The following is a 24,815-nucleotide window of genomic DNA, read 5'->3' on the forward strand; positions in this document are numbered from 1 at the left end:
TCGGGCCTGTCACGAGGGCGTCGATGATGGGCCGGGCTACCGTCTAGTCATGCGGATCAAGTATTCACTCGCGCTCACCGCGTGCGTCGGCCTGCTCGCCGGATGTTCGTCGGGTGGTGTCGACGCGGTTCCGGAAGCTGCACTCGCCGCGCCGCTCTCGCAGTCCACTGCGGCGGCTTCCGTAGCTGAGCCGGTCACGTGCGAGGAGGAGTTCTTGCAGTCGTTGTCGTTGCGGCACAAGCTTGCTCAACTGTTGACCGTCGGTGTCACCGGAACAGCGGACGCTGTGAGGGTGGTTCGTGATGAACAGATCGGCGGCATCTTCATCGGTAGTTGGACCGACCGGTCCCTTCTTGCGAACCGCGAGGTCGCTCAGGTCGCGTCGGAGTCGCGCCTGCCGTTGATGGTGACCATCGACGAGGAGGGCGGCCGTGTCTCTCGCGCCGAATACCTTCTCGGGCCTGAGCCGTCCGCCAGACAGACAGCGGCGACGATGACGGAGGAGCAGACCTATCAAATGGCTCTCGAACGCGGCCGGGGGCTGAAGGAGTTGGGCGTCACAGTCAATTTCGCCCCCGACGTCGATGTGAGCAGCCAACCCGACAACAGCGTCATCGGCGACCGCTCGTACTCCGACGACCCTGACGTCGTCACCCGCTATGCCGGTGCCTATGCCCGCGGAATGCGGGACGCCGGAATTCTGCCCGTAATCAAACATTTTCCCGGCCACGGGTCTGCGTCTGGCGACTCGCACACCGGCGCCGTCACCACCCCGCCGCTCGACGAGTTGCGTACGAAGGATCTCATTCCCTTCCGCGACCTCGGTCCAACGGGTGTCGGCGTGATGCTCGGCCACCTCGAAGTTCCTGGGCTGACGGCTCCGGGCATTCCCGCGAGCATCAGCCCCGACGCGGTGGCCCTGCTACGCGATGGCAGCGGATACGGTGCGGCGCCGTTTACCGGACCTATCTTTACCGATGATCTGAGCGGAATGAAGGCGATCAGCGACCGCTATGACATAGCCGAGGCCGTTGAGATCGCGTTGGAATCGGGTGTGGACGTCGCACTGTGGCTCACTAACGACGACGTTCCGCGGGTGCTCGACCATCTCGAAAGTGTTGTGGAATCGGGCAAGTTGCCTCAACAGCGCATTGACGATGCGGTTCTGACGGTTGCACGTGCCAAGGGGGCGCTCGGCTGCTAGTGCCGATGCAATTGCAGCCAAAGGAGAACAAGCGGCTGCGGAACAATTAGCGCGATTCGGTGACGCCGTGTCGTCCGTCGATCGAACCCATCTTCTTACCTTCAAGTAAGATTGCGGATCGACAATCGATGGAGGACGTATGGCTGACGGCACCAAGCGACTGCCCCGCGCAGTGCGTGAGCAGCAGATGCTGGATGCGGCTGTTGACGTCTTTTCCGAGAGAGGATTTCACGAGACGTCGATGGACGCGATCGCGGCCAGGGCAAAGATCTCGAAACCGATGCTGTACCTGTACTACGGCTCCAAGGACGAACTGTTTGCCGCCTGCATTCGGCGGGAGGGCCTTCGTTTCGTCGAGGCGCTCGCGCCGGCGGGGGATCCCAGTTTGGCTCCGCGGGAACAGTTGCGCTGCGCACTGGAGGGATTCCTCGGATTCGTGAGTGCGCACCGCAAGTCGTGGATGGTTCTGTACCGCCAGGCCATGGGACAACAGGCATTCGTCGGCTCGGTGAAATCGAGTCGAGACCGGCTGATCGAGTTGACTGCGCGCCTGCTCGAATCGAGTACGCGGGACCCGGACACGGGCCAGGATTTCGAGTTGATCGCCATCGCTCTCGTCGGCGCGGGTGAGGCCGTGGCCGACCGTGTAGCGGGTGGCGAGATCGAGGTCGCAACGGCGGCGGATCTGCTCGAGTCTCTTGCGTGGCGCGGCCTCGCAGGAAAGAAGAAGTCCGAGTGAATGTACCTTTCAGACGCATTTGCGGCGCCGAAAGGTACATTCACTCGGAATCAATTACCGCAGCGTCGCGGTGAGGTGGGGGTAGCCCTTCGTCGGGTGCTTGATCGACAGATCCCAGCCGTCGTCGGACTGCTCGGCGTACACGTTGAGAGTGGCCGGTAACAGAATCGGCTTGCCGAAGCGGACGCTGTAGGTGACCGCATCCGGAATCCGCCCCTCCACCGAGCCGAGAACGGCAGCCGCGCTCCACATACCGTGCGCGATGGTCTTCGGGAATCCGAAAGCCTTGGCGCCCAATGACGACACGTGAATCGGGTTGCGATCACCCGACACCGCGGCGTACCTGCTGATCGTCTTCTGATCGACCCGAAGCGTTCGCAGTGGGTTCTGCGGTTCCGGTTTCGAGGTGGGCTCGGGACCGGGCTGCCCGGACAGCGATGTCTTCTGCTGACGCAACAGCGTGGATGTCTGCTCCCACACGAGTTCGCGCCCGACCCTGATCTCGCTGATCACATCGATCAGCAGGCCCTTGCGGTGCTCGCGTAGATTCGCCGCGCGCACCGACACATCGAGTGGTTCGCTCACCGAGATGGGCCGGAACTGCTTGATGACGTTCTCCGCGTGAACAGATCCGATGGCGGGGAAGGGAAATCCTTCCGACACCATCAACTTCATCATGATCGGGAACACCAGGGTGAACGGGTATGTCACCGGAAGGGTGTCTCCGAAGCGCAGGCCGGTCACCCGGTCGTACGCAGCCAGGTTGTCCGCGTCGACGCGCATCCCGTTCAGAACGAGCGTGGTGTCCGGTGCGTCCTGCCCACTGGCCCCGATCAGCGGCATTGCACTGGCGACTGCACGAGCGTAGATGTCGAGCGTCCTCGGCTTCTCGGTGAGTTGCACGACCTTGCCCACCATCACGCGCCCAGCAGGCTCTGGCCGCAGACCCGGACGACCTGCCCGGTTACGGCGTTGGATGCGGGACTTGCGAAGTAGGCCACGGTTTCCGCGACGTCGACGGTTTGACCACCCTGCAACAGGGAACTCATACGGCGTCCGGCCTCGCGCGTGGCGAATGGAACCGCCGCAGTCATTGCCGTCTCGATGAAGCCCGGTGCGACAGCGTTGATGGTGATCTTCTTCTTCGCCAATACCGGCGCACTCGCCTCAACCAAGCCGATGACGCCGGCCTTCGAGGTGGCGTAGTTGGTCTGGCCACGGTTGCCTGCGATACCGGCGATGGAGGAGACGTCGACCACTCGGCCACCGGCCTTCAGGGCATTCTTGGCGACGAGCGTATCGGTGATCTGTTGCGGTGCAAGCAGATTGACTCCGATCACCATGTTCCAGCGGCCCTCGTCCATGTTGGCGAGCGTCTTGTCGCGGGTGATACCCGCGTTGTGGACGATGATGTCCGCGCCGCCGTGTCGCTCGAGGACGAACTCGGCCAATTTGTCGGCCGCGTCGTCCGCAGTGACATCGAGCGCGAAGGACGTGCCGCCAACCTTGTTCGCCGTCTCGGACAAGGCATCTCCAGCGGCCGGGATGTCTGCGCAGATCACATGGGCGCCGTCACGGGACAGGACCTCGGCGATCGTGGCGCCGATCCCGCGGGCCGCGCCCGTCACGATGGCGACCTTGTCGGCGAGGGGCTTGTCCCAGTCGGCGGGTGCGACGGAGTCTTCTTTGCCGACCCGGACGACCTGGCCGCTGACGAACGCGGACTTGGCCGAAAGAAGGAAGCGGAGGGTCGATTCGAGGCCTGAGAGTCCGGTGGAGGCCTTCGGTGAGACGTAGACGAGCGTAGCCGTGGCTCCGCGCTTGACCTCCTTGCCGACGCTGCGCGTGAAGCCTTCGAGTGCGCGCTGGGCGACGTGTTCGTCGACACCGGACGTTTCTTCCGGGGTAGTGCCGATCACGAGGACTCGTGCGCATGGTGCGAGGTTGCGGATGACGGGCTGAAAGAACTCGAACATCTGCTCGAGTTCGGTGACCGAACCGATGCCGGTTGCGTCGAATACGAGACCGCCGTACTGGTGGTCACCTGTGCTTGCCGAAGGGTAGTCGGACAGCAGTTGACGCAGCGGTTCGGCGATACGGCCCTTTCCACCGATCAGGAGCGGACCGGGAAGCGCCGGTTCGCCGTGCTTGTATCGCCGAAGGTTCTCGGGGCGCGGCAGTCCCGCCTTCGTGGCGATGAATGCCCCAGGCGCCGATGAGAGGAATTGAGAATAGATGTCGGGAGCTCCCTTGCTGGCTGCCACTGTCCTACCTTCTGTCTCGTTCGTCTGTCGTCATTGTGGTCAGTCACCGGGCATCGAATGCGGTGCGGTGTCGACAAGAAACTTACTCCTGAGTAAGAATAGTAGCCAACAGGTAATCACACCAGATCCTTGGAGACGTTCAGTGACCAGCAAAGCTCGCACCAACTCGAAGTCCGCAGCGGCGGCGAAGCCACGCGGAAAGCAGCAGCGTCCCGTCGCCATCGTCGGCGGGAATCGAATTCCCTTCGCCCGCTCTGACAAGGCGTACGCGCATGCGTCCAACCAGGACATGTTCACAGCCACCCTCGACGGTCTGGTCAGCCGTTTCAACCTGCAGGGAGAAAAGCTCGGCGTCGTCGTCGGCGGCGCAGTCCTCAAGCACAGTCGTGACTTCAACCTGATGCGCGAATCCGTTCTCGGCAGCGCTCTGAGCCCCTACACCCAGGCTTTCGATCTACAGCAGGCTTGCGGCACGGGACTGCAGTCGATCGTTGCAGTCGGTGACGCCATCGCGGCAGGGCGGATCGATTCCGGAGTGGGCGGAGGCGTCGACACCACATCCGATGCACCGATCGGCGTGAACGACGAACTTCGCGAGTTCCTGTTGTCGCTCAACCGCGCGAAGACCACCAGCGACCGCATCAAACTCCTCGGCAACGTCCGCCCGTCCATGCTCGGCGTCGAGATCCCACGCAACGGCGAGCCCCGCACAGGCCTGTCCATGGGTGAGCACGCAGCCATCACGGCCAAAGAGTTCGGTATTCGCCGCGAGGACCAGGACGAATTGGCTGCAGCCAGCCACAAGAACATGGCCGCCGCCTACGACCGCGGATTCTTCGACGATCTGGTGACCCCGTTCCTAGGCCTCACCCGCGACGACAACCTGCGCCCTGGTTCGACAGTCGAGAAACTGTCGACACTGAAGCCGGTCTTCGGGGTGAAGGCAGGCGACGCGACGATGACCGCGGGCAACTCGACTCCGCTCACAGACGGCGCGTCTGCGGTCCTGTTGTCCAGCGATGAGTGGGCGGCGGAGCGCAAACTGCCGGTGCTCGCCCATCTCGTCGACTCCGAGACCGCAGCCGTCGACTACATTCACGGCAAGGACGGGCTCCTGATGGCGCCGACATATGCCATCCCGAGTCTGCTGGCCCGCAACGGCCTCACACTGCAGGACTTCGACTTCTACGAGATCCACGAGGCTTTCGCATCTGTCGTGCTGGCGACGCTCCAGGCCTTCGAATCGGAGGAGTACTGCAAGGAACGGCTCGGTCTCGACGGGGCACTCGGTTCCATCGACCGAAGCAAGCTGAACGTCAACGGGTCGTCATTGGCGGCAGGGCACCCATTTGCCGCTACCGGCGGGCGCATAGTCGCATCGCTGGCCAAGGCGCTCGCCGAAAAGGGATCGGGACGTGGCCTGATCTCGATCTGCGCGGCCGGGGGCCAAGGTGTGACGGCAATCATAGAGGCCTGAACCAACCGGTCTTTCCGGTAGCTGGCAGAACCAACAGGCCGCTCTGTTCGCTGGGTGAACGGGCATCCGGCGGCGGCTAGTTCGTTGGATCTCCAGGATAATTTCTACAACGGGTGTAACGCTGGGGGATAGCTGGCGATACCCCTATGAGCCCCGAACTGCTGCCTGACCCCCGACCTGGCAGCAGCGCGGGGCTCTTTCCGTGTCCGGCGACGGTAGTCTGTCGGAGGGTCGCGGGGTCTGAACCGGACGTCGCTCGAATCGGATCGCGCCTGAAATGCAACGAGCACCAAAGGCAAGCCGAGGCCCGCACGAAGGATGATTCGGTGAGAGGGCCAGGGTGAGCGACGAAGACGGCAAGACAGGGAGTTCTGCACCTGAGGGGGAGCCGCCCGAGCCGAACTCCGATGAAGCCCCCACCACGCAGTTGAATTTGGGTGACCTGGGCAAGCGCCTCGACGGAGTGCACCCCGTATCGCCGGATTCGGAATCCCCGGCGTCGGCAGGGCCGGAGGCCGACGACGAGGCCACGCAAGTGATCCCTGTGGTCGCTGCGGACCCGTTCAACGAGCAGACGCAAGCGTACGCAGAGGTGGTCCCGGAGCCGACCACATCGGCTCTCGTCACGGAGCCGACTACGTCGGCTGCGAGCGACAATCCCCAGATCCCGCCGGCTACACCCACTCCAGGGTCCGCCGCCAGCTCAATGCGCCCGCCCTGGGTGAAGATCGCCGCGATCGCGGGAGGAATCGTCGCGGTGATCGTCGTGGCCTACGTGACGGATCTCATGCTGTCTTCCGGCAAGATTCCTCGTGGGGTGACCGTTGCCGGCGTCGACGTAGGTGGTTCGACCCGCGAGGCGGCCGCCGTCATGCTGGAGGATCAAATCGGGCCGCGCGTGAACAGGCCGGTGGCGGTGCAGGCCGGGGACGTGTCGGCAGAAGTAGTGCCTGCCGCCGCAGGTCTAGGCGTCGATTGGGACTCCACGCTGGACCGGGCCCATTCGCAGCCCCTCAACCCGTTCACCCGACTCGCATCGTTCTTCACCACCGACGAGATCGGCGTGGTGTCGACCAGAGACGACGAAGCGCTGGCTGCGGCCATCGACGGCCTACGCGGACAGACCGACCGCGAGCCTCGTGAGGGAACCATCGTGTTCGAGGACGCCACGCCCGTGCCAGTCGATCCGTTGCCGGGGCAGACCCTCGACAGTGAAGGCGCGGCGGCGGCGTTGACACGAGAATGGGCATTCGGTCGGACGGTCGAACTGCCCGTCGATGTGCTGCCCGTGGCGGTGACCGAGGAGGGCGTCTCGACGGCTTTGCAGGAGATCGCTACGCCCGCGGTTTCCACGGACTTGGTGGTCGACGGACGTGACGACGAAACCGCGACCGTGCCGCGTGAGCAGATTGGCGCCATCCTCGGATTCGAACCGGACGGAAACGGCGGTCTGAAGCCCACGTACGACATCGAGGCCGCCACCGACATCTTGGCGCCTCAGCTGAAATCGACAGAGGTCGAGCCCGAAGATGCGACGATCACGCTCAGTGGGGGATCGCCAACAGTCGTTCCGGCCGTCGTCGGTGACCTCGTGCAATGGCCCGAGACTCTGGAAGGACTCCCAGAGTTGTTGCGCGGCGACGGTTCTCACACAACCGATGCCGTCTACGGCGAAGTCGAGCCTGACCTGACGACCGAAGATGCGCAGGCGCTCGGGGTCGAGGAAGTGGTCAGCGAGTTCACCACCAGTGGGTTCTCTGCGGCGTCCGGCACCAACATCAGACTTGCGGCCGCCCAGATCAACGGCGCGTTGGTTCTACCCGGCGAGACGTTCTCGATGAACGGGTACACCGGTCCGCGTGGCAGAGCTCAGGGATATGTGGAGTCGGGAATCATCAACCACGGCCGCCCGGATACCGCGGTGGGCGGCGGGGTGAGCCAGGTGGCGACGACTTTGTACAACGCCGCGTACTTCGCCGGTATGGAGGACGTCGAGCACACCGAGCACTCGTACTACATCTCGCGGTACCCGGAGGCCCGTGAGGCCACCGTCTTCGAAGGGGCCATCGACCTCAAGTTCCGGAACCCCTTCGACACCGGTGTCCTGATCGAGGCGATCGGTGGAAGTTCGGAGCTGACCGTCAGGATGTGGGGAACCAAGACGGTCGACGTCGAGTCCATCACCGGCAATCGAACGAGGCCGACCCAACCGGACACGATCACCCTGCCTGCCGGTGACAGTTGTATCCCCTCCAGTGGAGCGCCGGGATTCACCACCAGTGACACTCGTGTGATCTCCGATCACGCCACGGGACGGGAGATCTCTCGCACCACGAGGACTGTGCGCTACGACCCCGTCCCGGTCGTCAAGTGTGAAGAACCGGCCCGTGCGTCCGAGTCCGCAGTGCGCTCTCCTGCCGCGTTGGCCAGGCCTGCCGATCAGACTCCTGCCTCTACGCGTGCCCCGTCCACCTCGGCCGGTAACTCCGAGACCACCAAAGTCGAGCAGGCCACGAAGACGACTACCCCCAAGCCGACCTCGGAACCGTCCGACGACGAGTAGTCGCGCCGTCGGACGGCAAGTGATCGCGCCATCGGATGGCAAGTGGTCACGCCGTTGAACGGCAACAGGCACAGCAAACGAAAGCGCCCCTTCTCCGAACTGGAGAAGGGGCGCTTTCGAGAAGAAATCAGGTGCTGATCAGAAGGCGGCTTCGTCCAGCTCCATGATGTCGTTGTCGAGATTGGTGATGATGCCGCGGGTGGCGGTGAGCTCGGGCAGAACGTTCTTGGCGAAGAAGGACGCGATGGCGACCTTTCCTTCGTAGAACGACTTGTCCGCGCCGGATGCACCCTCGTCGAGCGCCTTGATCGCGATCTCCGCCTGGTGCAGCAGCTGCCAGCCGACGAGCAGGTCGCCGACGGCCATCAGGAAGCGGACTGAGCCGAGGCCAACCTTGTACAGCTCGGTCGGCTGCTCCTGTGCGCCCATGAGGTACCCGGTGAGGGTGGCAGCCATGGTCTGAATGTCCTCGAGGGCGGTGGCGAGCAGAGCGCGCTCAGCCTTGAGGCGACCATTGCCTGCCTCGCTGTCGATGAACTTCTTGACCTGGCCGGCAACGTGCGCGAGAGCCACCCCACGGTCACGGGCGATCTTGCGGAAGAAGAAGTCCTGCGCCTGGATCGCGGTGGTGCCCTCGTAGAGGGAGTCGATCTTCGCGTCGCGAATGTACTGCTCGATCGGGTAGTCCTGCAGGAAGCCGGAGCCACCGAAGGTCTGCAGGCTCTCGGTCAGGTACTGGTAGGCGCGCTCGGAGCCGACACCCTTGACGATCGGCAGCAGCAGGTCGTTGATCCGGTGTGCGAGGTCCTTGTCGGCGCCGGACACCAGTTTGGCGACGGCCGCGTCCTGATGGGCCGCGGTGTACAGGTAGACGGCGCGCAACCCTTCGGCGTACGCCTTCTGCATCGCGAGGGCGCGACGGACGTCCGGGTGGTGCGTGATGGTGACACGCGGAGCGGTCTTGTCGGTCATCTGCGTCAGGTCGGCGCCCTGGACGCGCTCCTTGGCGTAGTCGAGAGCGTTGAGGTAGCCGGTGGAGAGCGTGGCGATGGCCTTGGTGCCGACCATCATGCGGGCGTGCTCGATGACGTCGAACATCTGCGCGATGCCGTTGTGGATCTCGCCGACGAGCCACCCCTGCGCGGGAATGCCGTGGCCTCCGAAGGTGAGTTCACAGGTGGTAGATACCTTCAGGCCCATCTTGTGCTCGACATTGGTGACGAAGACGCCGTTACGTTCGCCGAACTCGTTGGTCTCGAAGTTGAAGTGCGTCTTCGGGACGTAGAAGAGGCTGAGTCCCTTGGTGCCAGGTCCGGCGCCCTCCGGGCGGGCCAGGACGAGGTGGAAGATGTTCTCGAACAGGTCGTCGGACTCGGCGGAGGTAATGAACCGCTTGACGCCCTCGATGTGCCACGTGCCGTCGTCCTGCTTGATGGCCTTCGTGCGCCCGGCGCCGACGTCCGATCCGGCGTCGGGCTCGGTGAGGACCATGGTCGCACCCCAGCCACGCTCGACGATGGTCTTGGCCCACTCCTTCTGTTCGTCGGTGCCGTTGTCGTACAGCACGTTCGCGAAGGCCGGGCCGGCCTGGTACAAGTGCGCGGCAGGCTGTCCGCCCAGGATCAGCTCATTGATGGCCCATACGGCGGCCCGGGGGACGGGGACGCCGCCGACCTCCTCTTCGAGCCCCATGCGGTACCACTCGGCGTCATACAGGGCGCGGAACGACTTCTTGAAGGATTCCGGCAGGGCGACGGTGTGGGTCTCGGGGTCGAAGACCGGCGGGTTGCGGTCGGCGTCCGCGAACGACTCGGCCAACGGCCCCTCGGCGAGGCGAGCGACCTCGCTGAGCATGCTGCGGATGGTGTCGGCGTCAAGATCGCCCCACACCCCCTCGCTCAGCGGCTGCTCGAGTCCCAGAACCTCGAAGAGGTTGAACTCGAGGTCGCGGACGTTGCTCTTGTAATGGCCCATGTCTTCTGTCTCTCCCAGTGAGATGGTGCGGTCTATCAGCCAGTACCGCCCAAGTTATTACTCGTCGGTAACATCGACCGATGTTACGCCCCATTTTCTTGCCTGCCAAGACCTGGGCGGTGCGCGAGCACCAGCGTGTCGACCGCGGTACCGCCCGCGGTCTCGCGATAGCGGCGTTCGGCGACGTCGATGTCGAGCCTGCCTTTTGTCGATGCTACCAAATCGTCTGGTGTGTAGAGGATTTCGAGATCGAGTGGACCTCCGACCCCGTGCGACAAGTTAACGGCGTCATGCCCCAGAATCATGAGGATTCCGTCAGGTTTCAGGGCAGATATGGCGCGGTTCACAACCTGCCGACGGTCGATAGGGGCGAGTTGAAGGTAGATCATGAGGACGAGGTCGTACTCTCCGCCGAGGTCTGCATCGGTGGCATCGGCAACCCGGTAGTCGAGTCGTTCGCGGACCGACCGGGGCGCTTCGGCGGCCACTCGGGCGGCCTTGCCGATGGCTACGGTCGAGTAGTCGAGACCGGTCACCTCCCAGCCTCGGGTGGCGAGCCAGAGGGCGTTCGCGCCCTCACCGCACCCGAGGTCGAGTGCGCGACCGCGGGGCAACGAGGTGGCCTGCTCGACCACCACCTCGTTCGGTGGCGCGCCCCATACCAGTGCACTCTGTGAATATCGTTCGTCCCATGCCTTCGCATCCATGGGACCGACGCTAGTGCGAGGCCTACGCCAGGCTGGTGTGCATCAGAAGGACGTTGTAGTTGCTGTGAACAGTGGTGAGGAAGTAAAGATCCGGGCCCGCCGACCACGGGTGGATGTAGGCCCCGTATGCGCTCGGCAGTTCTCTGGTGTCGATGAGGACTTCGGGTTGGCTCCACGGTCCGGTGAGTGACGGCGAGCGCCTCATCACTACCGAGTTGAACTCATCGGTGGTCAACATGAGGTATTGGCCGAGGAATTCGTTGTAGGCGACGGACAGTTCGCCGACCCTGCCGCCCATGATGGGTCTGGCAGCGTCGGGGTTCGACTCGACCCACTCTTCACCGTCGAAGTACTCGTAGGCGGCGAGGTCCATGATCTCGTCTTCGGGGACGCGCGCAAGGTGGACGAGCCCACCGCGTCCGGACGGTGTTCCGTACTGGTAGACGAAACCGTCCTCCTTGACGAACGCGCTCATCTGGAAGTTTGCGTTGCCGCCGATGTTCGGTCGCTCCGTCTCCGGTGCGACGATCCAATTCTCTCCGTTGTCGTGTGAGTAGGCGAGGCCGGAGAAATTCGTGTTCCAGGATCCGGCCTCACCCCAATCGCGCACCGACATCATGCTCAGGATCTGAGTGTCACCGACAGCGACGCCGGCTGTGGGGATGCGACTGATCTCGACGAACGGGATCTTTGGGCTCGGGACCAGCTCTTTCGCCTGGCCGAAGATGTCACGTGGGGAGCTGTCGAAGGTCATCCCGTCGGACAGATTGCGGTCCGAGCTGCGGAACAGGGTACTGCTGCGCCACGCCCATATGCTGCCTGACAGCAGGTTGGGTAGGCCGAGCCCGGCTGTGTCTCCGAACGCGGTCAAAATCTCCCCGCGGCCGTTGTCCCACATGATGCCGAGATCGGTGCCGAGGACGTTGACGTCCTGGGTGCGGTTGGCGCTGAGTAGGCCGGTCTGCTGTGCGACGGCGCGCGTACGCCCGTTGAGGTCGGGGATGCCGTTGGTGCCGTTCAGTCCGGGTATCGGATTGACGACGTTCGGGTTGGCCGCCGCGGGCTCGGTAAACGCGAGCAATGACACCACGACGCTGGTGAGAGACGCTGCTGCGAGAGCTTTGGTTCGCTTCAAGGGGGGACACTCCAATCTCTAGCAACACAGGCAGAACTTCGTGGCCCGGAGATCACTACTGGCGGGTGATCGGCTGCTTGCTGGAAATCGCAATGAAGTCTAACAATTCGGCTCAGCTAGGCGTGTCGATTTGACTAGTGCCCCCGTTCCACCCCAGGTCCACGTCCTGTTCGGGACCGATCGGGACGGGTGTGATCGACGGATAACACCACCTGTGTTACACGCGATGACGTGTTCGACGTAACGTGTTCAAATGGCAAGTCCACACCTCGCGTAACCACGCGGGACCTGATGAGGAGATCGATCGATGGGAAAGCAGATCGCCACCGCGGCTGGAGGTAGGCAGTCCGCCCTTCTCGGGCTGGGTGTATACCGGCCGGAACGGGTGGTAACCAACGACGAGATCTGTGAGTTGATCGACTCGACAGACGAGTGGATCCAGTCTCGTTCGGGCATCAAGAACCGTCGATTCGCGGCGGAAGACGAGAACGTCGTCACGATGTCCATTGCAGCCGGACGCGACGCGATCGCTGCGAGCGGGATCGAGCCCGAGCAGATCGGGTGCGTCATCGTTGCCACGTCGACGTACCTTCTGCTGACGCCTCCGGCAGCAGCAGTGGTCGCCGACGCACTGGGCACCAGCGGGCCCGGCGCGTTCGATCTCAGCGGCGGGTGTGCGGGCTTTTGCACAGCTCTGACGGTGGCGTCGGATCTGGTGCGAGGAGGGTCCATCGACTACGCGCTCGTGGTGGGTGTCGAGAAGATGAGCGTCACCACCGACCCGACCGACCGTGGCACCCGCTTCATCTTCGGTGACGGCGCCGGAGCCGTCGTCGTCGGCAAGAGCGACGTCGCGGGTATCGGACCGGTGGAATGGGGTTCGGATGGCGCTCAGTCCGGCGCCATCGTCCAGGACATGGATTGGTACGAATACATAACGACGCCGGGCGCCACACGTCCGTACATCAAGATGACCGGAACTGCAGTGTTCCGCTGGGCTGCCTTCGAGATGGGCAAGGTTGCGCTCACCGCACTGGAGAAGGCCGGGCTGTCCGTGGACGACCTGGACGCGTTCGTCCCGCACCAGGCCAACTCGCGGATCACGGAGGTGATCGCCCGGAGCATGAAGCTCCCCGAGAACGTCCCGGTTTCCAATGACATCGCCGAGAGCGGCAATACCTCGGCAGCATCGGTTCCGCTGGCGATGGCTTCCCTGTTGGAGTCGGGCGACACGAAGCCGGGCGACACTGCCCTCCTTCTCGCCTTCGGCGCAGGACTGTCCTACGCGGCGCAGGTCGTCACGATGCCGGAGTTGGCGAAGAACTGACCGTTGCCGCGGTCTCGCACGGCCGCGGCTCTTGGTCTCGTCATGCCGCGGCGCTGAAGCAGGCCTGGCGATCGGCCGACCACACTGTGTTGGTGTAGCTACGCGGCAGTAGTGCTGTGCAGCAGGGGAATCAGCAATTCGTCTTCGGTGAGCGCACCGTGCTGCCCCGGGAGAGCGGACAGCCTCGATTCGACCTGTCGCCGGACCACGGCGACATCGCCCTGCGCGATGGCAACCACGTGTCCGATGCGGTCGTGTATCTCGGATCGCACCGCGGGCCCGAAAAGCCCCGCGGCGAGTGCTTCATCCCTCGTGCCGATCCACATGCGGTGCCCCAGTTCGGCCCTCCAGCGATCCGCGACGTCGTCGGCGCTTCCCTGTCGTGTGTGGACGTGCCGGCACCGCGGCTCACCGGCGAGTGTCACGACATCTTCCGACAAAGCAGGTGTGGCGTCGAAATCGATCTTGCCCTCGTCTTCGACGGTGACCATGCCGTGGTCCGCCGTGATGTAAACCGTGCTGCCGGTGCCCGCAAGATCTGTGACGAGATTTTCGACGAAACGGTCGACGAGGGTCAGCTGATTGAGCCATGACTCGGAGCCGGGCCCATAGATGTGACCCAACGTGTCGATTTCGCTGATATAGCAGTACGTCAGGGTCCGATCTCCACCCCTGGTCGCGGTGACGACATGGGCGATCAGGTCGCCATAGGCGTGTATGCCCGTGAACGCGCCGCCACGCAGAACTGCACGGGTGAGTCCGGACCCGTCGAATGTCGAGGGTGCCACGGAGTGGCATGAAATGCCTGCTGCTGTAGCGCGTTCGAAGACCGTGGGTGCGGGCTGGGCGACCTCGGGTACCAGGCGCTCGCGTTCGTCCCTCGCGTGTCCCGATTGCCAGGACAGCCAGTTGAGGATGCCGTGGACCTCACGAACGTACGACTGATAGCCGGTGATGCCATGACTGCCGGAAGGCAGCCCGGTTCCGAGGGACGCGATGCTCGTGGCTGTCGTGGTAGGAAATCCCGCGCGGATCGGGCGACCGGGCAGGCCGGCGAGAAATGGCGCATGCTTCCGGTGGCGATGCAACAGATTCCAGCCGAGCCCGTCGATCAGCAGGACCACGGTGTGTCGACTGTCTGGCAGGCTCAGGCGATTGGCTTCGCCGGCGACCCCCAGCGAGGCGAGGACGGACGGCATCAGGGCGGACAGCGTGGGCTGGGAGTACACGTCGAGCGGAGGCGCCGAAACGGTCATGCGTCCACTATGGCGGATCGCTCGAGGCAATGGCGTGGTACGCGGGCGCGGTACAGGCTTCGGGTAGCCCCGTGGTTCGGGACCGCATGGAAGGTGATGGGTGTGTCTTCGGACCGAGCCGATCCTGGAACAGGGAAACGCCAGTTCACATCTGCCGCGTGACGGAGAACCGGTCCCGGGTTGAATCGTGACAGGAGTCACGTGCAAAGCTGTGGGGATGGTGGATATTGAACGGCCGCAGTTGGAGGGCACCGTTGCTGTAGGCGAGGGGCGTCGACTCGGTTTCGCAGAGTTCGGTTCGGCCCAGGGGAGAGCTATCTTCTGGTTGCACGGCACACCTGGCGCGAGGCGTCAGGTTCCGATGGAGGCAAGGGCATTCGCCGAACGCGAGCACGTCAGGTTGATCGGGATCGACCGGCCGGGTGTGGGGTCGTCGACGCTGCACCACTACGGCGCGGTGATCGACTTCGCCGACGACCTCCGAACGGTCGCGGACACGCTGGGTGTCGATCAGATGGCAGTTATCGGACTCTCTGGTGGCGGGCCCTACACGCTGGCCGCAGCACGAGCGATGCCCGATCGAGTGGTCGCGACGGGCATCATTGGAGGTGTCGCTCCGACGAAAGGCCCCGACGCAATCCGCAGCGGGCTCATGGATTTTGCGTCGCTGGTGGCTCCGGCGCTGGCTGCGGGCGGCATTCCCGTCGGAGTTGCAGCCAGCTCGGTGATAAGGCTCGCCAGGCCGTTCGCGTCTCCGATCATCGACCTCTACGGGCGGTTGTCGCCAGAAGGCGACCGCCGGCTGCTTGCACGCCCGGAGTTCAAGGCGATGTTCCTCGACGATCTTCTCAACGGCACCCGCAAGCAACTCAGTGCGCCGTTCGCCGACATAGTGCTGTTCACCAGGGACTGGGGATTCCAACTGAGTTCGGTGACGACTCCGGTGCGATGGTGGCACGGCGACTGTGACCACATCATCCCGATGCGGCACGGTCAGCACATGGTTTCGCTACTGCCCAACGCCGAGTTCCACATGATGAAAGGTGAGAGCCATCTCGGTGGCCTGGGCATGTCGGAAGAGATCCTCCGATCGCTCCTCGACATCTGGGACAAGAAGGAAGCTGCCGATGGCTGAGAACGAGACACAGGACAGCCCGGGCCGGGCCCGTCAGAATTCGATCTACCGCGACGGCATTCTCGGCCGTACACCGTCCGTCCCCACCGACTTCGACACTCTCGAACGGTCCGCAAGGAAGAAGATGAGCGCGAAGGCCTGGGCCTACGTTCACGGTGGCGCAGGCCTGGGTCGCACGATGCAGGCCAACCGAGACGCATTCGACAAGTGGCAGATCGTTCCCCGCGTATTGCGCGATGTCTCGAAACGCGACATCAGTGTCGAGCTGTTCGGGCGCAGGATCCCGGCGCCGGTTCTCCTCGCTCCCGTCGGTGCCTCCGAACTGGCGCGACCCGAGGCAGATGTCGCGATTGCCGCGGCGGCCGCCGAACTGGGTGTGCCCTATATCTTTTCAAACCAGGGCTGTGCGCCGATGGAGGAGAGCGCGGCTGCGATGGGCGAGGCTCCCCGGTGGTTCCAGTTGTACTGGAGCACAGACGACGATCTTGTCGACAGCCTCCTCCAGCGGGCCGAGAACATCGAGGCGGACGCCGTCGTGGTCACCCTCGACACGACGATGCTCGGCTGGCGCCCGGAAGACCTCAATTTGGGCTCGCTCCCCTTCGCGCAGGGTCAGGGAATCGCGCAGTACACATCGGACCCGGTCTTCCGCAGGATCGTGCGTGACAGGATCAAGGCTGCGGTGGGCAAGCCGGATGTCGAGGTGACACTCGGCGCGATCCGGTCCCTGGTGTCGATGACTTGGCGCTTCCCCGGCAGTTTCCTCGACAATCTGCGGTCGCCCGAACCCAGGGCCGCCGTCGAAACATTCTTGGACATCTACTCGCGACCGTCGTTGAGCTGGGCAGACATCGAGACCCTCCGCGACAGAACGTCCCTGCCGATTCTCCTCAAAGGCGTACTCCACCCGGACGATGCCCGTCGCGCGCTCGATGCGGGGGTCGACGGCATTGTCGTGTCCAATCATGGTGGTCGACAGGTGGACGGCAGCGTGTCTTCGCTGGACGCGCTGGTGGACATTGCGCCCGTCGTCGACGGCAAGCTGACGCTACTTCTCGACAGCGGAATCCGTACCGGAGCAGACGTCTTCAAGGCTCTTGCGCTCGGCGCGGACGCGGTGACCCTCGGCCGTCCGCACCTGTACGGTTTGGCCCTGGCCGGTCAGGCCGGTGCGCGGGATGCCACGGCGAACGTGATTGCCGAGTTCGACCTCACGATGGGACTGAGCGGTCTGAAATCCGTTGCCGAGATCGATCGGAACGCCCTGCGGCGCGCATAATTCGTCCACTTCGGGGACGGTCATGCGCCCCAGTTGCGGGCCGTGTCAGCCTTCGCAGCCCACGCCGTCGCCGTCGCGGTCGAGGTGGGCGCCGTAGCCGGGAGTACCGATGCGGACCGGCGCCGCACCCGCAGCCTTGGCTGCCGCACAGTTCTCGTAGTGCACAGCGTTGTGCGGTGCCATGTCGCTGGGCAGGGTGAGTTCTGCCGACGGCGCGACGGGTTCCGGCGCCGCTATAGGCGTGAGTGCAGTGGCAGGAGCCGTTGCCGAAGTGGGCCGTGCTGCTCCGCAGTCCTGCAGTATCCGCGCCATCGCGTCGTGTTCGGCCTGCGTGACCCATAACCCATAGGCGGCTTTCACCTCCACCTGAGCGGCCACGTACGTGCATCGGTAGCTCTTGTTCGAGGGCAGCCATGTTGCTGCGTCGCCGTCCGACTTCTGCTGATTGGCAGGACCGTCGACAGCGAGGAGGTTCCTCGGGTCATTCGCGAAATTGGTGCGGGTGTCGGTATCGAGTTGTTGAGCACCCTTCTGCCAGGCATCTGACAGTGCGACGACGTGGTCGATCTGCACGGCATCGGACGTGTTTTCGCCGCGCACGAAGGAAATGGTCTTTCCGGTATACGGGTCGAGCAGCGTTCCACTTTGCACAGTGCAGTCGTTGCTGCCCGGCTTGAACACGATCTCGCGAAGATCGCGTCGGAGGATGTCGTTCCGGGTGTCGCAACCGTTGCGCCCGCCCTCCACGCTGACGTCGTCGGTCCATCTCGCCCCGAACTGTTCTCGGTCGTAGCCGGTTTTCGGAGCGCGGCCCTTGATCTCGAGGTCGGCGAGTTGGCGCAGTGCATCGCTCGCGTCGGCATCGTTGGCTGTGACTTCAGACGATCGGTCGTCCGGTCCCGGGTTGAGAAAGGCGACCGCAGACGCGATCAGGATGATCGCCGCAACGATCCAGGGCCACTTCTTGCGTGTGACAGGTGTTGAAGACGCGGGTGTCGGCATGCGTCAGAGTATGTCTGAATACTCCGGTGCATTGGCGGAACGACCCTGCCCGCCACTCCGTTGGAGGGCGGGCAGGATCGAGCTGTGCGGACGGGTCGAACGAGACGAATATCACAGTGTCTGTCGACTAGGTCGCTCAGAGTGAACCCAAGCCGAAACCTCCGAAGCCGGGACCTCCGAAGCCGGGACCTCCGAAGCCGGGACCTCCGAAGCCGGGACCGAAACCGAAACCGGGACCAAAGTGTCCGGGCGGTCCGCCGAATCCGGGACCTCCGAAACCGTGCGGTCCGCCGAAACCGGGACCTCCGAAACCGTGCGGTCCGCCGAAACCGGGACCTCCGAAACCGTGCGGTCCACCGAATCCTCCGTGGCCACGCACAAGCTCGACGGAAGGCGCCGAGTGCGATACGACGGGCGCGGCGGTAGCCGGCGCTACTGCGATCCCGAGGGGCAGTGCTACGAGCGCTCCTGCGACAACAATCTTGGCCAGAATCCGGCGTGAGGATGCATGCGAATTGTTCATGATGTGGTGCTCCTTGCTCCGTATCCGGGTCCTTCGTCTTCATTAGGCGCCGGATCCGGCTAGACGCGCCCTTTCGTGATTGGCGGGTCCATGCGACCACGGTACGCTCGCTGAGCGTTGTGGGGGTGGGGGGAATTCGAGCGCGATCCTGCGGACCCGCTTGATGATTCGAACGAAGCTACCGCCTGTGTGCTCACATCAGCGTGCCCACATCAGGGGTAGCTTCCGTCCGTCCGTTTCACCTGTTCCCGGCCGACCGCGGGCTGCGCAAGCCGATCGGTTGAGATTTCAACAAGTTGGTGAATGTGCCTCAGTAGCGGGGGCCGGGGTGGTAGCCGGGACCTCCGAAACCGGGTCCAAAGAAGTGTCCGGGAGGTCCTGGGTGGAATCCCGGTCCGTAACCGCCTGGTCCGGGGTGCGGTCCGTAACCTCCGGGGCCACGCACGAGTTCGACGGAATATGCCGAGTGCGATACGACGGGCGCGGCGTTAGCCGGCGCTACTGCGACCCCGAGGGGCAGCGCAACGAGCGCTCCTGCCACAACAACCTTGGAAATCTTGGCCAGAATCCGGCGTGAGGATGCGTGCGAATTGTTCATGATGTGGTGCTCCTTGTTCGGTATCTGGGTCCTTCGTCTTCACCAGGCGCCGGATCCGGGTACACCCGCCCCTTCGTGGCCGGCGGGTCATGCGACCACCGTACGCTCGCCGAGCGCTGTGGGGGTGAGCGGAATTCGAACGCGATCCTGCCGACCGCCTTGATGATTCGAACGTAGCTAGCGACTGTGCGCTCACATCAGGGGCCGCTTCCGTCCGCCCGTTTCATCATTTTCGGGCCGACGACGGCCTACGTAAGCCGATTCGGTTGAGTGTTCAATAAGTTCGTGAATGTGCTCTTCAGTTGTGGGTAGACGGCGGCAAAGACTCCGTATTGCGCCTCGTAAGTTGCGCATGCCGATTCCCGCGGCTCATACGATCGGGTGACGTGGAACAGTCCCGGCGGCGCGTAGGTCTCGTACCAACCCAGTTCGCGTCCGGCGATGATGGCGGCTCCGTGTGCCGCCGCGTTCTCCGGTTGGGACACAACCTGGAGCTCGCGTGCCAGGACATCTGCCAGTATCTGCATCCAGATGGTCGACTTGGCCCCACCCCCAACTACGTACAGCGTCTCGGCCGTTGTCCCCAACGCTTCGAAGAGTGATCGATAACCGAAGCAAACGCCTTCCATGACCGCTCGGATGAGGTCGGCGCGGTCGGTCTGATTGGAGATGCCGATATAGCAGGCGCGGGCGTTGGGATCGTGAAAGGGGGAACGTTCGCCGTTCAAGTACGGCAGGTAGATTGTGCCGTTGCTTCCGATGGGCGACTGCTCTGCGGTCGCGTTCAGCTGCGCATAGTCCATTCCCTCCGCTATCTTGCCGCGCACCCACTCCAGATTTCCTCCAGCTGTAAGCATGGGTGCAACCCGGATGAGACGTTGCCGGTCGGGATGACGCAAGGTGAAGATGCCGTTTCCTGCGTCGGACGCTGAAAATTGAACCGTGTCAGGCGAAGTGGATGCAATCCAGCCACTGGTACCGAGGTAGCAATAGGAGCGATTCGGTTCGCCCGCACCAACACCAACAGTCGCGGCGGCGAGGTCGCCGGCACCCGCGAAGACAGGCAGCCCCGCCGGCAGCACGAGTTCTCGCGCCACTGTAGTTGTCAGTGTCCCGATCTGTTCGTGCGCCGGGGCCAGACGCGGTAGCTTCTGCGCATCCAACCCCAATCTTTCCAAGAGTTGTGTCGCCCATTCATTTTCGTTCAGATTCAGCAGACCGGTGGTACTGGCGGTGGTGTAGTCGCAGCTGGCGACACCACACAGCCGCCAGCTGACATAACTGTGCGCACCGAGGAGAATTGTTCGAGTCGCCGTCAATCGATCCGGCTCATGCATCTGCAACCAACGCCACTTCGCCAGCACGCTCGACGCATCCTGCGTATTCCCGGTGAGGTGCAGCAGCTCCTCGCCGTCTATCTGTGAGTCGATTTCCTGCGCTTCGCGTTTCGCTCGTGTGTCCGAGTAAAGGATGGCACGCCCAATCGCATCTCCAGTACCTACGAGGATCAAATCCTGCATCTGGCCGCTCAGTGCAATGCCGACCAGATCGTGTGCGCGCAGGTCGGCCACCTGTCGAAGCTGAGCGAGAGCATCTCGGGTCGCCTGCCACCACGCGCTGGGCTCCTGCTCGATGCGATCGCCCGAGTGGGCGTAGGTTTCATAGCCTGCATATCCGCTGACCAGCAACCGACCATTCTGCTCGACGAGCGCGGCTTTCGTGCCTGTGGTGCCGATGTCCAGCGCGATGACAGCCTGCATTGGAATGTTCGCTTTCCGTCAGGGAACTCGACGTTGCCTACCAGTCGCGTTGCAACTCCATCGTGCTGCAATGCAAGCTTCCGCCATTCTTCTGGATCTCGTCGTACTCGACCGGGATGGCCTCGACGTCGAACTTCGACGTGAGAAGCTCCGCGGTGCGCGGAAGGTGAGCACCGATCAATACTTTTCGAGGAGCGATGGTCAAGGAGTTGACTGCCCACTCCTCGCCCTTGGGCACCTCGACCGTCTCGATTCCGAGCCGATTCAACTCGACAATGAACTCGTAGGGAAGTTCAGCGCTCTCGACGAGCGCCAGATCATGATCGAGCATGACCATGCTTCCGTCGATATGGATGCAATACCCGGGAAGCGGAACCTCGATGACATCCATTCCAACAGCTTCGAGTTGCCTGCGGATCTGGAGAAGCCCCTCGCGGTTGCACCGGATGGATGTGCCGAACGCCGCCAAGTCGGAGCGCAGCTTCAGGAAGCTTCCTCCCTCCGCGACGGCGGTACCGGTCAGCGTTCCGAGGATGGGCATACCCGCGGAGGCGACGCTCTGCGTGATCGACTGTTCCTCGCCCCGCCGCATTCGAGGAGCAAGACGCAGAACGACCGCTCCGCCAGGAACGGTGATCAGTGGATCGCGGGTGTAGATCGACTTCGTGAATGTCTCGGGAAGTTCAGGCGCCATCAACACTTCGATGCCCTGGCTCTCGAGGGTGGCCACGTAGCCGTCGTATTGGGCGACTAGTTTTTCCCAGTCGGGTGCGTTGCGGTCTCTCCAGTACCAGTTGCCTCCGGGGTCGACGCAGGCTTGGAGTTCTTCGTTCCAGGCGTCTGCGCGAATCTTGCGCAGTCCGGGGTTCGGCGGCCGCATGAGAACCGTGCGGAGCTGACTTACCTCATCGGCTGCGCCCCAGACTCGCCCCCAACTGGAGCGAAGTTCTTCAGGATCGAGAAACCCGGGTTGGGGCTCGGGTCCGAGAACTTCGTGAACGTTCTTAGGGTTCGACATGGGAGTCATTCCTTTGTTCTTATCGCAGCTGGCGGGGGATTGCTCTCTCAATCGTCGAGGAGTATTGGGCGGCGCTTCGCCGACAGAAGCGACACGACCGTGATTACGGAAAGTGCAACAAGAATTGAACCTGTCCACCAGATCGAGTTGTCGGTAATGTCCAGAACGAATGTGGCAAAGAAGGGAACGAGTCCGGCAATTACACCCGCCATGCTATACGCGATCCCGGTGGCCGTTTGCCGCACGTGTGCTGGGAACAGCCCGTTCAGGACTTCACCACACGCCGCATACGATATGGAAATCAAGGCGGAACCGGCAATCATCGCGAATGCGACTCCGTACTGGGAACCCCCGACAACGATTGCAAAGATGGGTAGGGCAAATATGGCGGATGCCGTTGCCCCGAGCAATCCGACATTGACACCACCGATCCGGTTGGCGAGTAACCCCCAAACCAGGAACAGCAGTACATTCGTTGCTGATCCGACAAGCGAGGCATTCAAGAGTGGTGTCGGATCCAACCCCAACTCGCGCGTGGCGTAGTTGAGGACGAACGTATTCACGAAATAGTATCCGGCAACGCCGAGCAGGGCGACGCCGATTCCGATGGACAACGCCTTCTTGTACGTGCTCGCAACCATCCCCAGTGGGGCCGAATGGTGCTCTGATTCCGAGACTTCGACTGTGGGGCCATCAGGGAGCGCACGACGAAGCCAAACGACAATGAGCATGAATGGCAGTGCCATGATAAATGGCACTCTCCAGCCCCAATCGGAGAACGCTTCCGTAGTGAGAACGGCTGTCAGGATGCTGAACGTAATGGTTCCGACGAAAATACCCGCCGGATTTCCGAGCTGCGGGAGCATTGCATAGAAGCCTCGCTTACCTGACGGAGTCTGCTCGGTGATCATTGCAGAGGCACCACTCCACTCGCCTCCCATGGCAATTCCCTGGATGAGGCGAAGACCGACCAGCAAAATCGCGCCGATGATCCCGATCGAATGAGAACCGGGAATGAACCCGACCAGAGAGGTCGAAATTCCCATCATCCAGATCGTGATCATCAAGCTTCTCTTGCGACCGACTCGATCGCCTATATGGCCGAAGATGATTGCGCCGAGTGGGCGTGCGACGAAACCGATCGCGAAGGTGGCGAATGCAGCGAGCGCCCCCGCTACCGGATCTTCGGACGGGAAGAAAACATCACCGAAAACCAGGGCTGCGGCGGTTCCGAACAAGTAGAAGTCGTACCACTCCATTGCCGTACCGGTGAAGGCCGCCAGGGCAATGCGTCGATGCTTCCCTCCCTCGAATGTCGTACGGAGACGCTGAGTGCCTGTATAGACGTCCACTTCAAGACCTTTCGCTGCAGACTCTCGACGGCGTCCGCTCGGTTGAAAGTCTCGGTGAGTTCGGTGCCAATGGTCGGCGATTCATGTGTTTCGTGGTCAATGACGAACACGATGCCTGAGCCCGCTACCTGCGGCAATTGCTATTCACACACGATTTGGGCGCACCGATGTGCAAGTGAACATTTCTCTCGAACCGGCGGGAAGTCGAACAGCGCGTTGATGTCCGGGGTTCCTCTGTATTCGTCGGCAGGAATCCCGTTCGAACACCCAGGCTACCGAGCTTGTTGCGGTCGGAGAGAAAGAGGGCGGTGGAACGATGTATGGCCGCCTACCCCGGTGCGGGTCGGCGGCCATATACGTGCGGCAGTTCGAGTCTGTCGCTCAGGACGGGCTGGCCAGTGGATCGAAGCTTCCGTCTAGTGACGACCGCGCCGGGTTGATCGTGATCACCGACACCCACTTGCCGCGAGACTGGGCGACGTAGGCGTGGGTGCCGTCGGGTGTGATCGCCACAGCAGTCGTTGATTGTGCCGGCCTCGAGAAGCGCCACTTCCAGTGGCCGATCGGGACGGTGTCGGTGACAGTGTTTGTGCTCGTGTCGATCACCCACACCGTGTTGTTGGACGGGTTGGCGACTAATGCGCGGTTGCCGTCGGGGGTGATCGCCACCCCACCCGTGATGTCGCCGACGTCGATGGTGGTGGTGACGGTGTTGGTGGTGGTGTCGAGCACGGACACCGAGTCGCCGGCGAGGTGGGTGATGTAGGCGTGGGTGCCGTCGGGTGTGATCGACACCTTGCTCGGGTGGTCGCCGACGTCGATGGTGGTGGTGACGGCGTTGGTGGCGGTGTCGAGCACCGACACCGAGTCGCCGGCGAGGTGGGTGATGTAGGCGCGGGAGCCGTCGGTGGCGATCGCCACGCCGTTCGGGAGGTCGTCGACGTCGACGTCGATGGTGTCTGTGACGGCGTTGGTGGTGGTGTCGAGCACCGTGAGCGTATTGCTCCACGGATTGGTGATGTAGACGCGAGTGCCGTCGGGGGCGATCGCCACCGCGCCCGGATCGACGTCGAGCTCGATGGTGTCAGTGACGGTGTTCGTGGCGGTGTCGATCACCGACACGCTGCCGGTGCCGTGGGTGACGTAGGCGCGGGCGCTGTCGGGGGCGATCGCCACTCCGCTGGGGAGGCGCCCGACCCGGACGGTATCGGTGACCCTGTTGGTGGTGATGTCGATCACCGACACCGTCTCGCTGCCGCCGTTGGTGACGTAGGCGCGGGTGCCGTCGGGGGTGATAGCGACCGCGTTCGGATTGCTGCCGACCCGGATGATGTCATGGGTACCCCGGCGGCGGAACAGGTCGACAATATTGCGTGGCAACGTGATCGGACTCCTTTGGTCGAGGTAGAGGCGCTGGTGGGTGCCGGCATTGCTGCGGTCTCTTGGGACGCACAGAGGCAGAACTGTGCAGGTTCTCTACTGCTGCGATGGGAATCATTCTG

20 protein-coding genes are annotated in these 24,815 nt (G+C 63.2%); 7 read left to right on the forward strand and 13 right to left on the reverse strand.

Translation table 11 applies throughout. The features are described 5' to 3' along the window. Positions 1-49: 49 nt before the first annotated feature. On the forward strand, positions 50-1,204 hold the full coding sequence (locus tag AB0I57_RS01510; protein WP_358328834.1) for a glycoside hydrolase family 3 N-terminal domain-containing protein: 1,155 nt from the start codon (positions 50-52) through the stop codon (positions 1,202-1,204). A 139-nt stretch (positions 1,205-1,343) separates the two neighbouring features. Beyond that, positions 1,344-1,943, forward strand: a complete 600-nt coding sequence (locus AB0I57_RS01515; protein ID WP_358328837.1) for a TetR/AcrR family transcriptional regulator — start codon at positions 1,344-1,346, stop codon at positions 1,941-1,943. A 54-nt stretch (positions 1,944-1,997) separates the two neighbouring features. Here the strand turns inward: AB0I57_RS01515 and AB0I57_RS01520 are convergent, their stop codons facing one another. Both AB0I57_RS01520 and AB0I57_RS01525 read right to left on the reverse strand, forming a co-directional pair. Beyond that, a complete protein-coding gene (locus AB0I57_RS01520; protein WP_358333023.1) occupies positions 1,998-2,861 on the reverse strand; it encodes a MaoC/PaaZ C-terminal domain-containing protein in 864 nt (287 codons plus the stop codon). Next, entirely contained in the window at positions 2,861-4,207 is a 1,347-nt protein-coding gene (locus tag AB0I57_RS01525) for a 3-oxoacyl-ACP reductase (RefSeq protein WP_358328840.1), read from the reverse strand. Before AB0I57_RS01525 ends, AB0I57_RS01520 begins: the two co-directional genes overlap by 1 nt. Before the next feature lie 142 nt (positions 4,208-4,349). On the opposite strand from AB0I57_RS01525, the gene AB0I57_RS01530 reads away from it, so the two are divergent. Together AB0I57_RS01530 and AB0I57_RS01535 are read left to right on the forward strand one after the other, a co-directional pair. Beyond that, positions 4,350-5,684 carry an acetyl-CoA C-acetyltransferase gene (locus AB0I57_RS01530; RefSeq protein ID WP_358328842.1) on the forward strand — a complete coding sequence of 445 codons (1,335 nt, stop codon included), beginning with the start codon at positions 4,350-4,352 and terminating at the stop codon, positions 5,682-5,684. A gap of 706 nt (positions 5,685-6,390) precedes the next feature. After that, positions 6,391-8,247, forward strand: a complete 1,857-nt coding sequence (locus AB0I57_RS01535; protein ID WP_358333026.1) for a VanW family protein — start codon at positions 6,391-6,393, stop codon at positions 8,245-8,247. Between the two features lie 138 nt (positions 8,248-8,385). On the opposite strand, the gene AB0I57_RS01540 is transcribed toward AB0I57_RS01535, so the two are convergent. From AB0I57_RS01540 to AB0I57_RS01550, 3 genes are all read right to left on the reverse strand, one after another. Then, positions 8,386-10,221 carry an acyl-CoA dehydrogenase gene (locus AB0I57_RS01540; RefSeq protein WP_358328845.1) on the reverse strand — a complete coding sequence of 612 codons (1,836 nt, stop codon included), beginning with the start codon at positions 10,219-10,221 and terminating at the stop codon, positions 8,386-8,388. Between the two features lie 83 nt (positions 10,222-10,304). Then, positions 10,305-10,928 carry a class I SAM-dependent methyltransferase gene (locus AB0I57_RS01545; RefSeq protein ID WP_358328848.1) on the reverse strand — a complete coding sequence of 208 codons (624 nt, stop codon included), beginning with the start codon at positions 10,926-10,928 and terminating at the stop codon, positions 10,305-10,307. Positions 10,929-10,950: 22 nt separating this feature from the next. Beyond that, a complete protein-coding gene (locus tag AB0I57_RS01550) occupies positions 10,951-12,063 on the reverse strand; it encodes a DUF4185 domain-containing protein (protein ID WP_358328851.1) in 1,113 nt (370 codons plus the stop codon). A gap of 307 nt (positions 12,064-12,370) precedes the next feature. Between AB0I57_RS01550 and AB0I57_RS01555 the strand changes: the two genes are divergently transcribed. Beyond that, entirely contained in the window at positions 12,371-13,390 is a 1,020-nt protein-coding gene (locus AB0I57_RS01555) for a beta-ketoacyl-ACP synthase III (RefSeq protein ID WP_358328854.1), read from the forward strand. A 98-nt stretch (positions 13,391-13,488) separates the two neighbouring features. Here the strand turns inward: AB0I57_RS01555 and AB0I57_RS01560 are convergent, their stop codons facing one another. After that, on the reverse strand, positions 13,489-14,646 hold the full coding sequence (locus AB0I57_RS01560; protein ID WP_358328857.1) for a nucleotide pyrophosphatase/phosphodiesterase family protein: 1,158 nt from the start codon (positions 14,644-14,646) through the stop codon (positions 13,489-13,491). 217 nt (positions 14,647-14,863) lie between these two features. Here AB0I57_RS01560 and AB0I57_RS01565 point away from each other — a divergent pair, with 217 nt between their 5' ends. Both AB0I57_RS01565 and AB0I57_RS01570 read left to right on the forward strand, forming a co-directional pair. Next, positions 14,864-15,781: an alpha/beta hydrolase gene (locus tag AB0I57_RS01565; protein WP_358328860.1), complete on the forward strand. Its 918-nt coding sequence runs from the start codon at positions 14,864-14,866 to the stop codon at positions 15,779-15,781. Beyond that, positions 15,774-17,060, forward strand: a complete 1,287-nt coding sequence (locus AB0I57_RS01570) for a lactate 2-monooxygenase (RefSeq protein WP_358328863.1) — start codon at positions 15,774-15,776, stop codon at positions 17,058-17,060. Before AB0I57_RS01565 ends, AB0I57_RS01570 begins: the two co-directional genes overlap by 8 nt. Positions 17,061-17,105: 45 nt before the next feature. Here AB0I57_RS01570 and AB0I57_RS01575 read toward each other — a convergent pair whose 3' ends face one another. The 7 genes from AB0I57_RS01575 to AB0I57_RS01605 all read right to left on the reverse strand — a co-directional run bounded on the left by AB0I57_RS01575 (position 17,106) and on the right by AB0I57_RS01605 (position 24,693). Then, positions 17,106-18,062: a DUF1524 domain-containing protein gene (locus AB0I57_RS01575; RefSeq protein WP_358328866.1), complete on the reverse strand. Its 957-nt coding sequence runs from the start codon at positions 18,060-18,062 to the stop codon at positions 17,106-17,108. A gap of 136 nt (positions 18,063-18,198) precedes the next feature. Beyond that, positions 18,199-18,585: a hypothetical protein gene (locus AB0I57_RS01580; RefSeq protein WP_358328869.1), complete on the reverse strand. Its 387-nt coding sequence runs from the start codon at positions 18,583-18,585 to the stop codon at positions 18,199-18,201. Positions 18,586-18,895: 310 nt separating this feature from the next. Then, complete coding sequence (locus tag AB0I57_RS01585; RefSeq protein ID WP_358328872.1) at positions 18,896-19,183, reverse strand: hypothetical protein; 288 nt, start codon at positions 19,181-19,183, stop codon at positions 18,896-18,898. A gap of 248 nt (positions 19,184-19,431) precedes the next feature. After that, positions 19,432-20,943, reverse strand: coding sequence for an FGGY-family carbohydrate kinase (locus tag AB0I57_RS01590; protein WP_358328875.1), 1,512 nt, complete (start codon positions 20,941-20,943; stop codon positions 19,432-19,434). A 37-nt stretch (positions 20,944-20,980) separates the two neighbouring features. Beyond that, a complete protein-coding gene (locus AB0I57_RS01595; RefSeq protein ID WP_358328878.1) occupies positions 20,981-21,961 on the reverse strand; it encodes an arginine deiminase family protein in 981 nt (326 codons plus the stop codon). 47 nt (positions 21,962-22,008) lie between these two features. Then, the gene (locus AB0I57_RS01600) at positions 22,009-23,313 is read right to left on the reverse strand and encodes an MFS transporter (RefSeq protein WP_358328881.1); all 1,305 of its coding nucleotides are present in this window, start codon (positions 23,311-23,313) and stop codon (positions 22,009-22,011) included. Between the two features lie 381 nt (positions 23,314-23,694). Next, positions 23,695-24,693: a YncE family protein gene (locus AB0I57_RS01605; protein WP_358328884.1), complete on the reverse strand. Its 999-nt coding sequence runs from the start codon at positions 24,691-24,693 to the stop codon at positions 23,695-23,697. Positions 24,694-24,815: the final 122 nt, after the last annotated feature.

The sequence above is a fragment of the Rhodococcus sp. NPDC049939 genome, from assembly GCF_040656415.1.
Classification (GTDB): Bacteria; Actinomycetota; Actinomycetes; order Mycobacteriales; family Mycobacteriaceae; genus Rhodococcus_F.

Bases quoted from the DNA above. Each gene is read 5' to 3' on its own strand.
- AB0I57_RS01560 (WP_358328857.1), bottom strand. From the start codon at position 14,646: ATGACCGTTTCGGCGCCTCCGCTCGACGTGTACTCCCAGCCCACGCTG.
- AB0I57_RS01565 (WP_358328860.1), top strand. From the start codon at position 14,864: ATGGTGGATATTGAACGGCCGCAGTTGGAGGGCACCGTTGCTGTAGGC.
- AB0I57_RS01535 (WP_358333026.1), top strand. From the start codon at position 6,391: ATGCGCCCGCCCTGGGTGAAGATCGCCGCGATCGCGGGAGGAATCGTC.
- AB0I57_RS01580 (WP_358328869.1), bottom strand. From the start codon at position 18,585: ATGAACAATTCGCATGCATCCTCACGCCGGATTCTGGCCAAGATTGTT.
- AB0I57_RS01575 (WP_358328866.1), bottom strand. From the start codon at position 18,062: ATGCCGACACCCGCGTCTTCAACACCTGTCACACGCAAGAAGTGGCCC.
- AB0I57_RS01585 (WP_358328872.1), bottom strand. From the start codon at position 19,183: ATGAACAATTCGCACGCATCCTCACGCCGGATTCTGGCCAAGATTTCC.
- AB0I57_RS01545 (WP_358328848.1), bottom strand. From the start codon at position 10,928: ATGGATGCGAAGGCATGGGACGAACGATATTCACAGAGTGCACTGGTA.
- AB0I57_RS01555 (WP_358328854.1), top strand. From the start codon at position 12,371: ATGGGAAAGCAGATCGCCACCGCGGCTGGAGGTAGGCAGTCCGCCCTT.
- AB0I57_RS01540 (WP_358328845.1), bottom strand. From the start codon at position 10,221: ATGGGCCATTACAAGAGCAACGTCCGCGACCTCGAGTTCAACCTCTTC.
- AB0I57_RS01515 (WP_358328837.1), top strand. From the start codon at position 1,344: ATGGCTGACGGCACCAAGCGACTGCCCCGCGCAGTGCGTGAGCAGCAG.
- AB0I57_RS01510 (WP_358328834.1), top strand. From the start codon at position 50: ATGCGGATCAAGTATTCACTCGCGCTCACCGCGTGCGTCGGCCTGCTC.
- AB0I57_RS01595 (WP_358328878.1), bottom strand. From the start codon at position 21,961: ATGTCGAACCCTAAGAACGTTCACGAAGTTCTCGGACCCGAGCCCCAA.
- AB0I57_RS01520 (WP_358333023.1), bottom strand. From the start codon at position 2,861: ATGGTGGGCAAGGTCGTGCAACTCACCGAGAAGCCGAGGACGCTCGAC.
- AB0I57_RS01590 (WP_358328875.1), bottom strand. From the start codon at position 20,943: ATGCAGGCTGTCATCGCGCTGGACATCGGCACCACAGGCACGAAAGCC.
- AB0I57_RS01570 (WP_358328863.1), top strand. From the start codon at position 15,774: ATGGCTGAGAACGAGACACAGGACAGCCCGGGCCGGGCCCGTCAGAAT.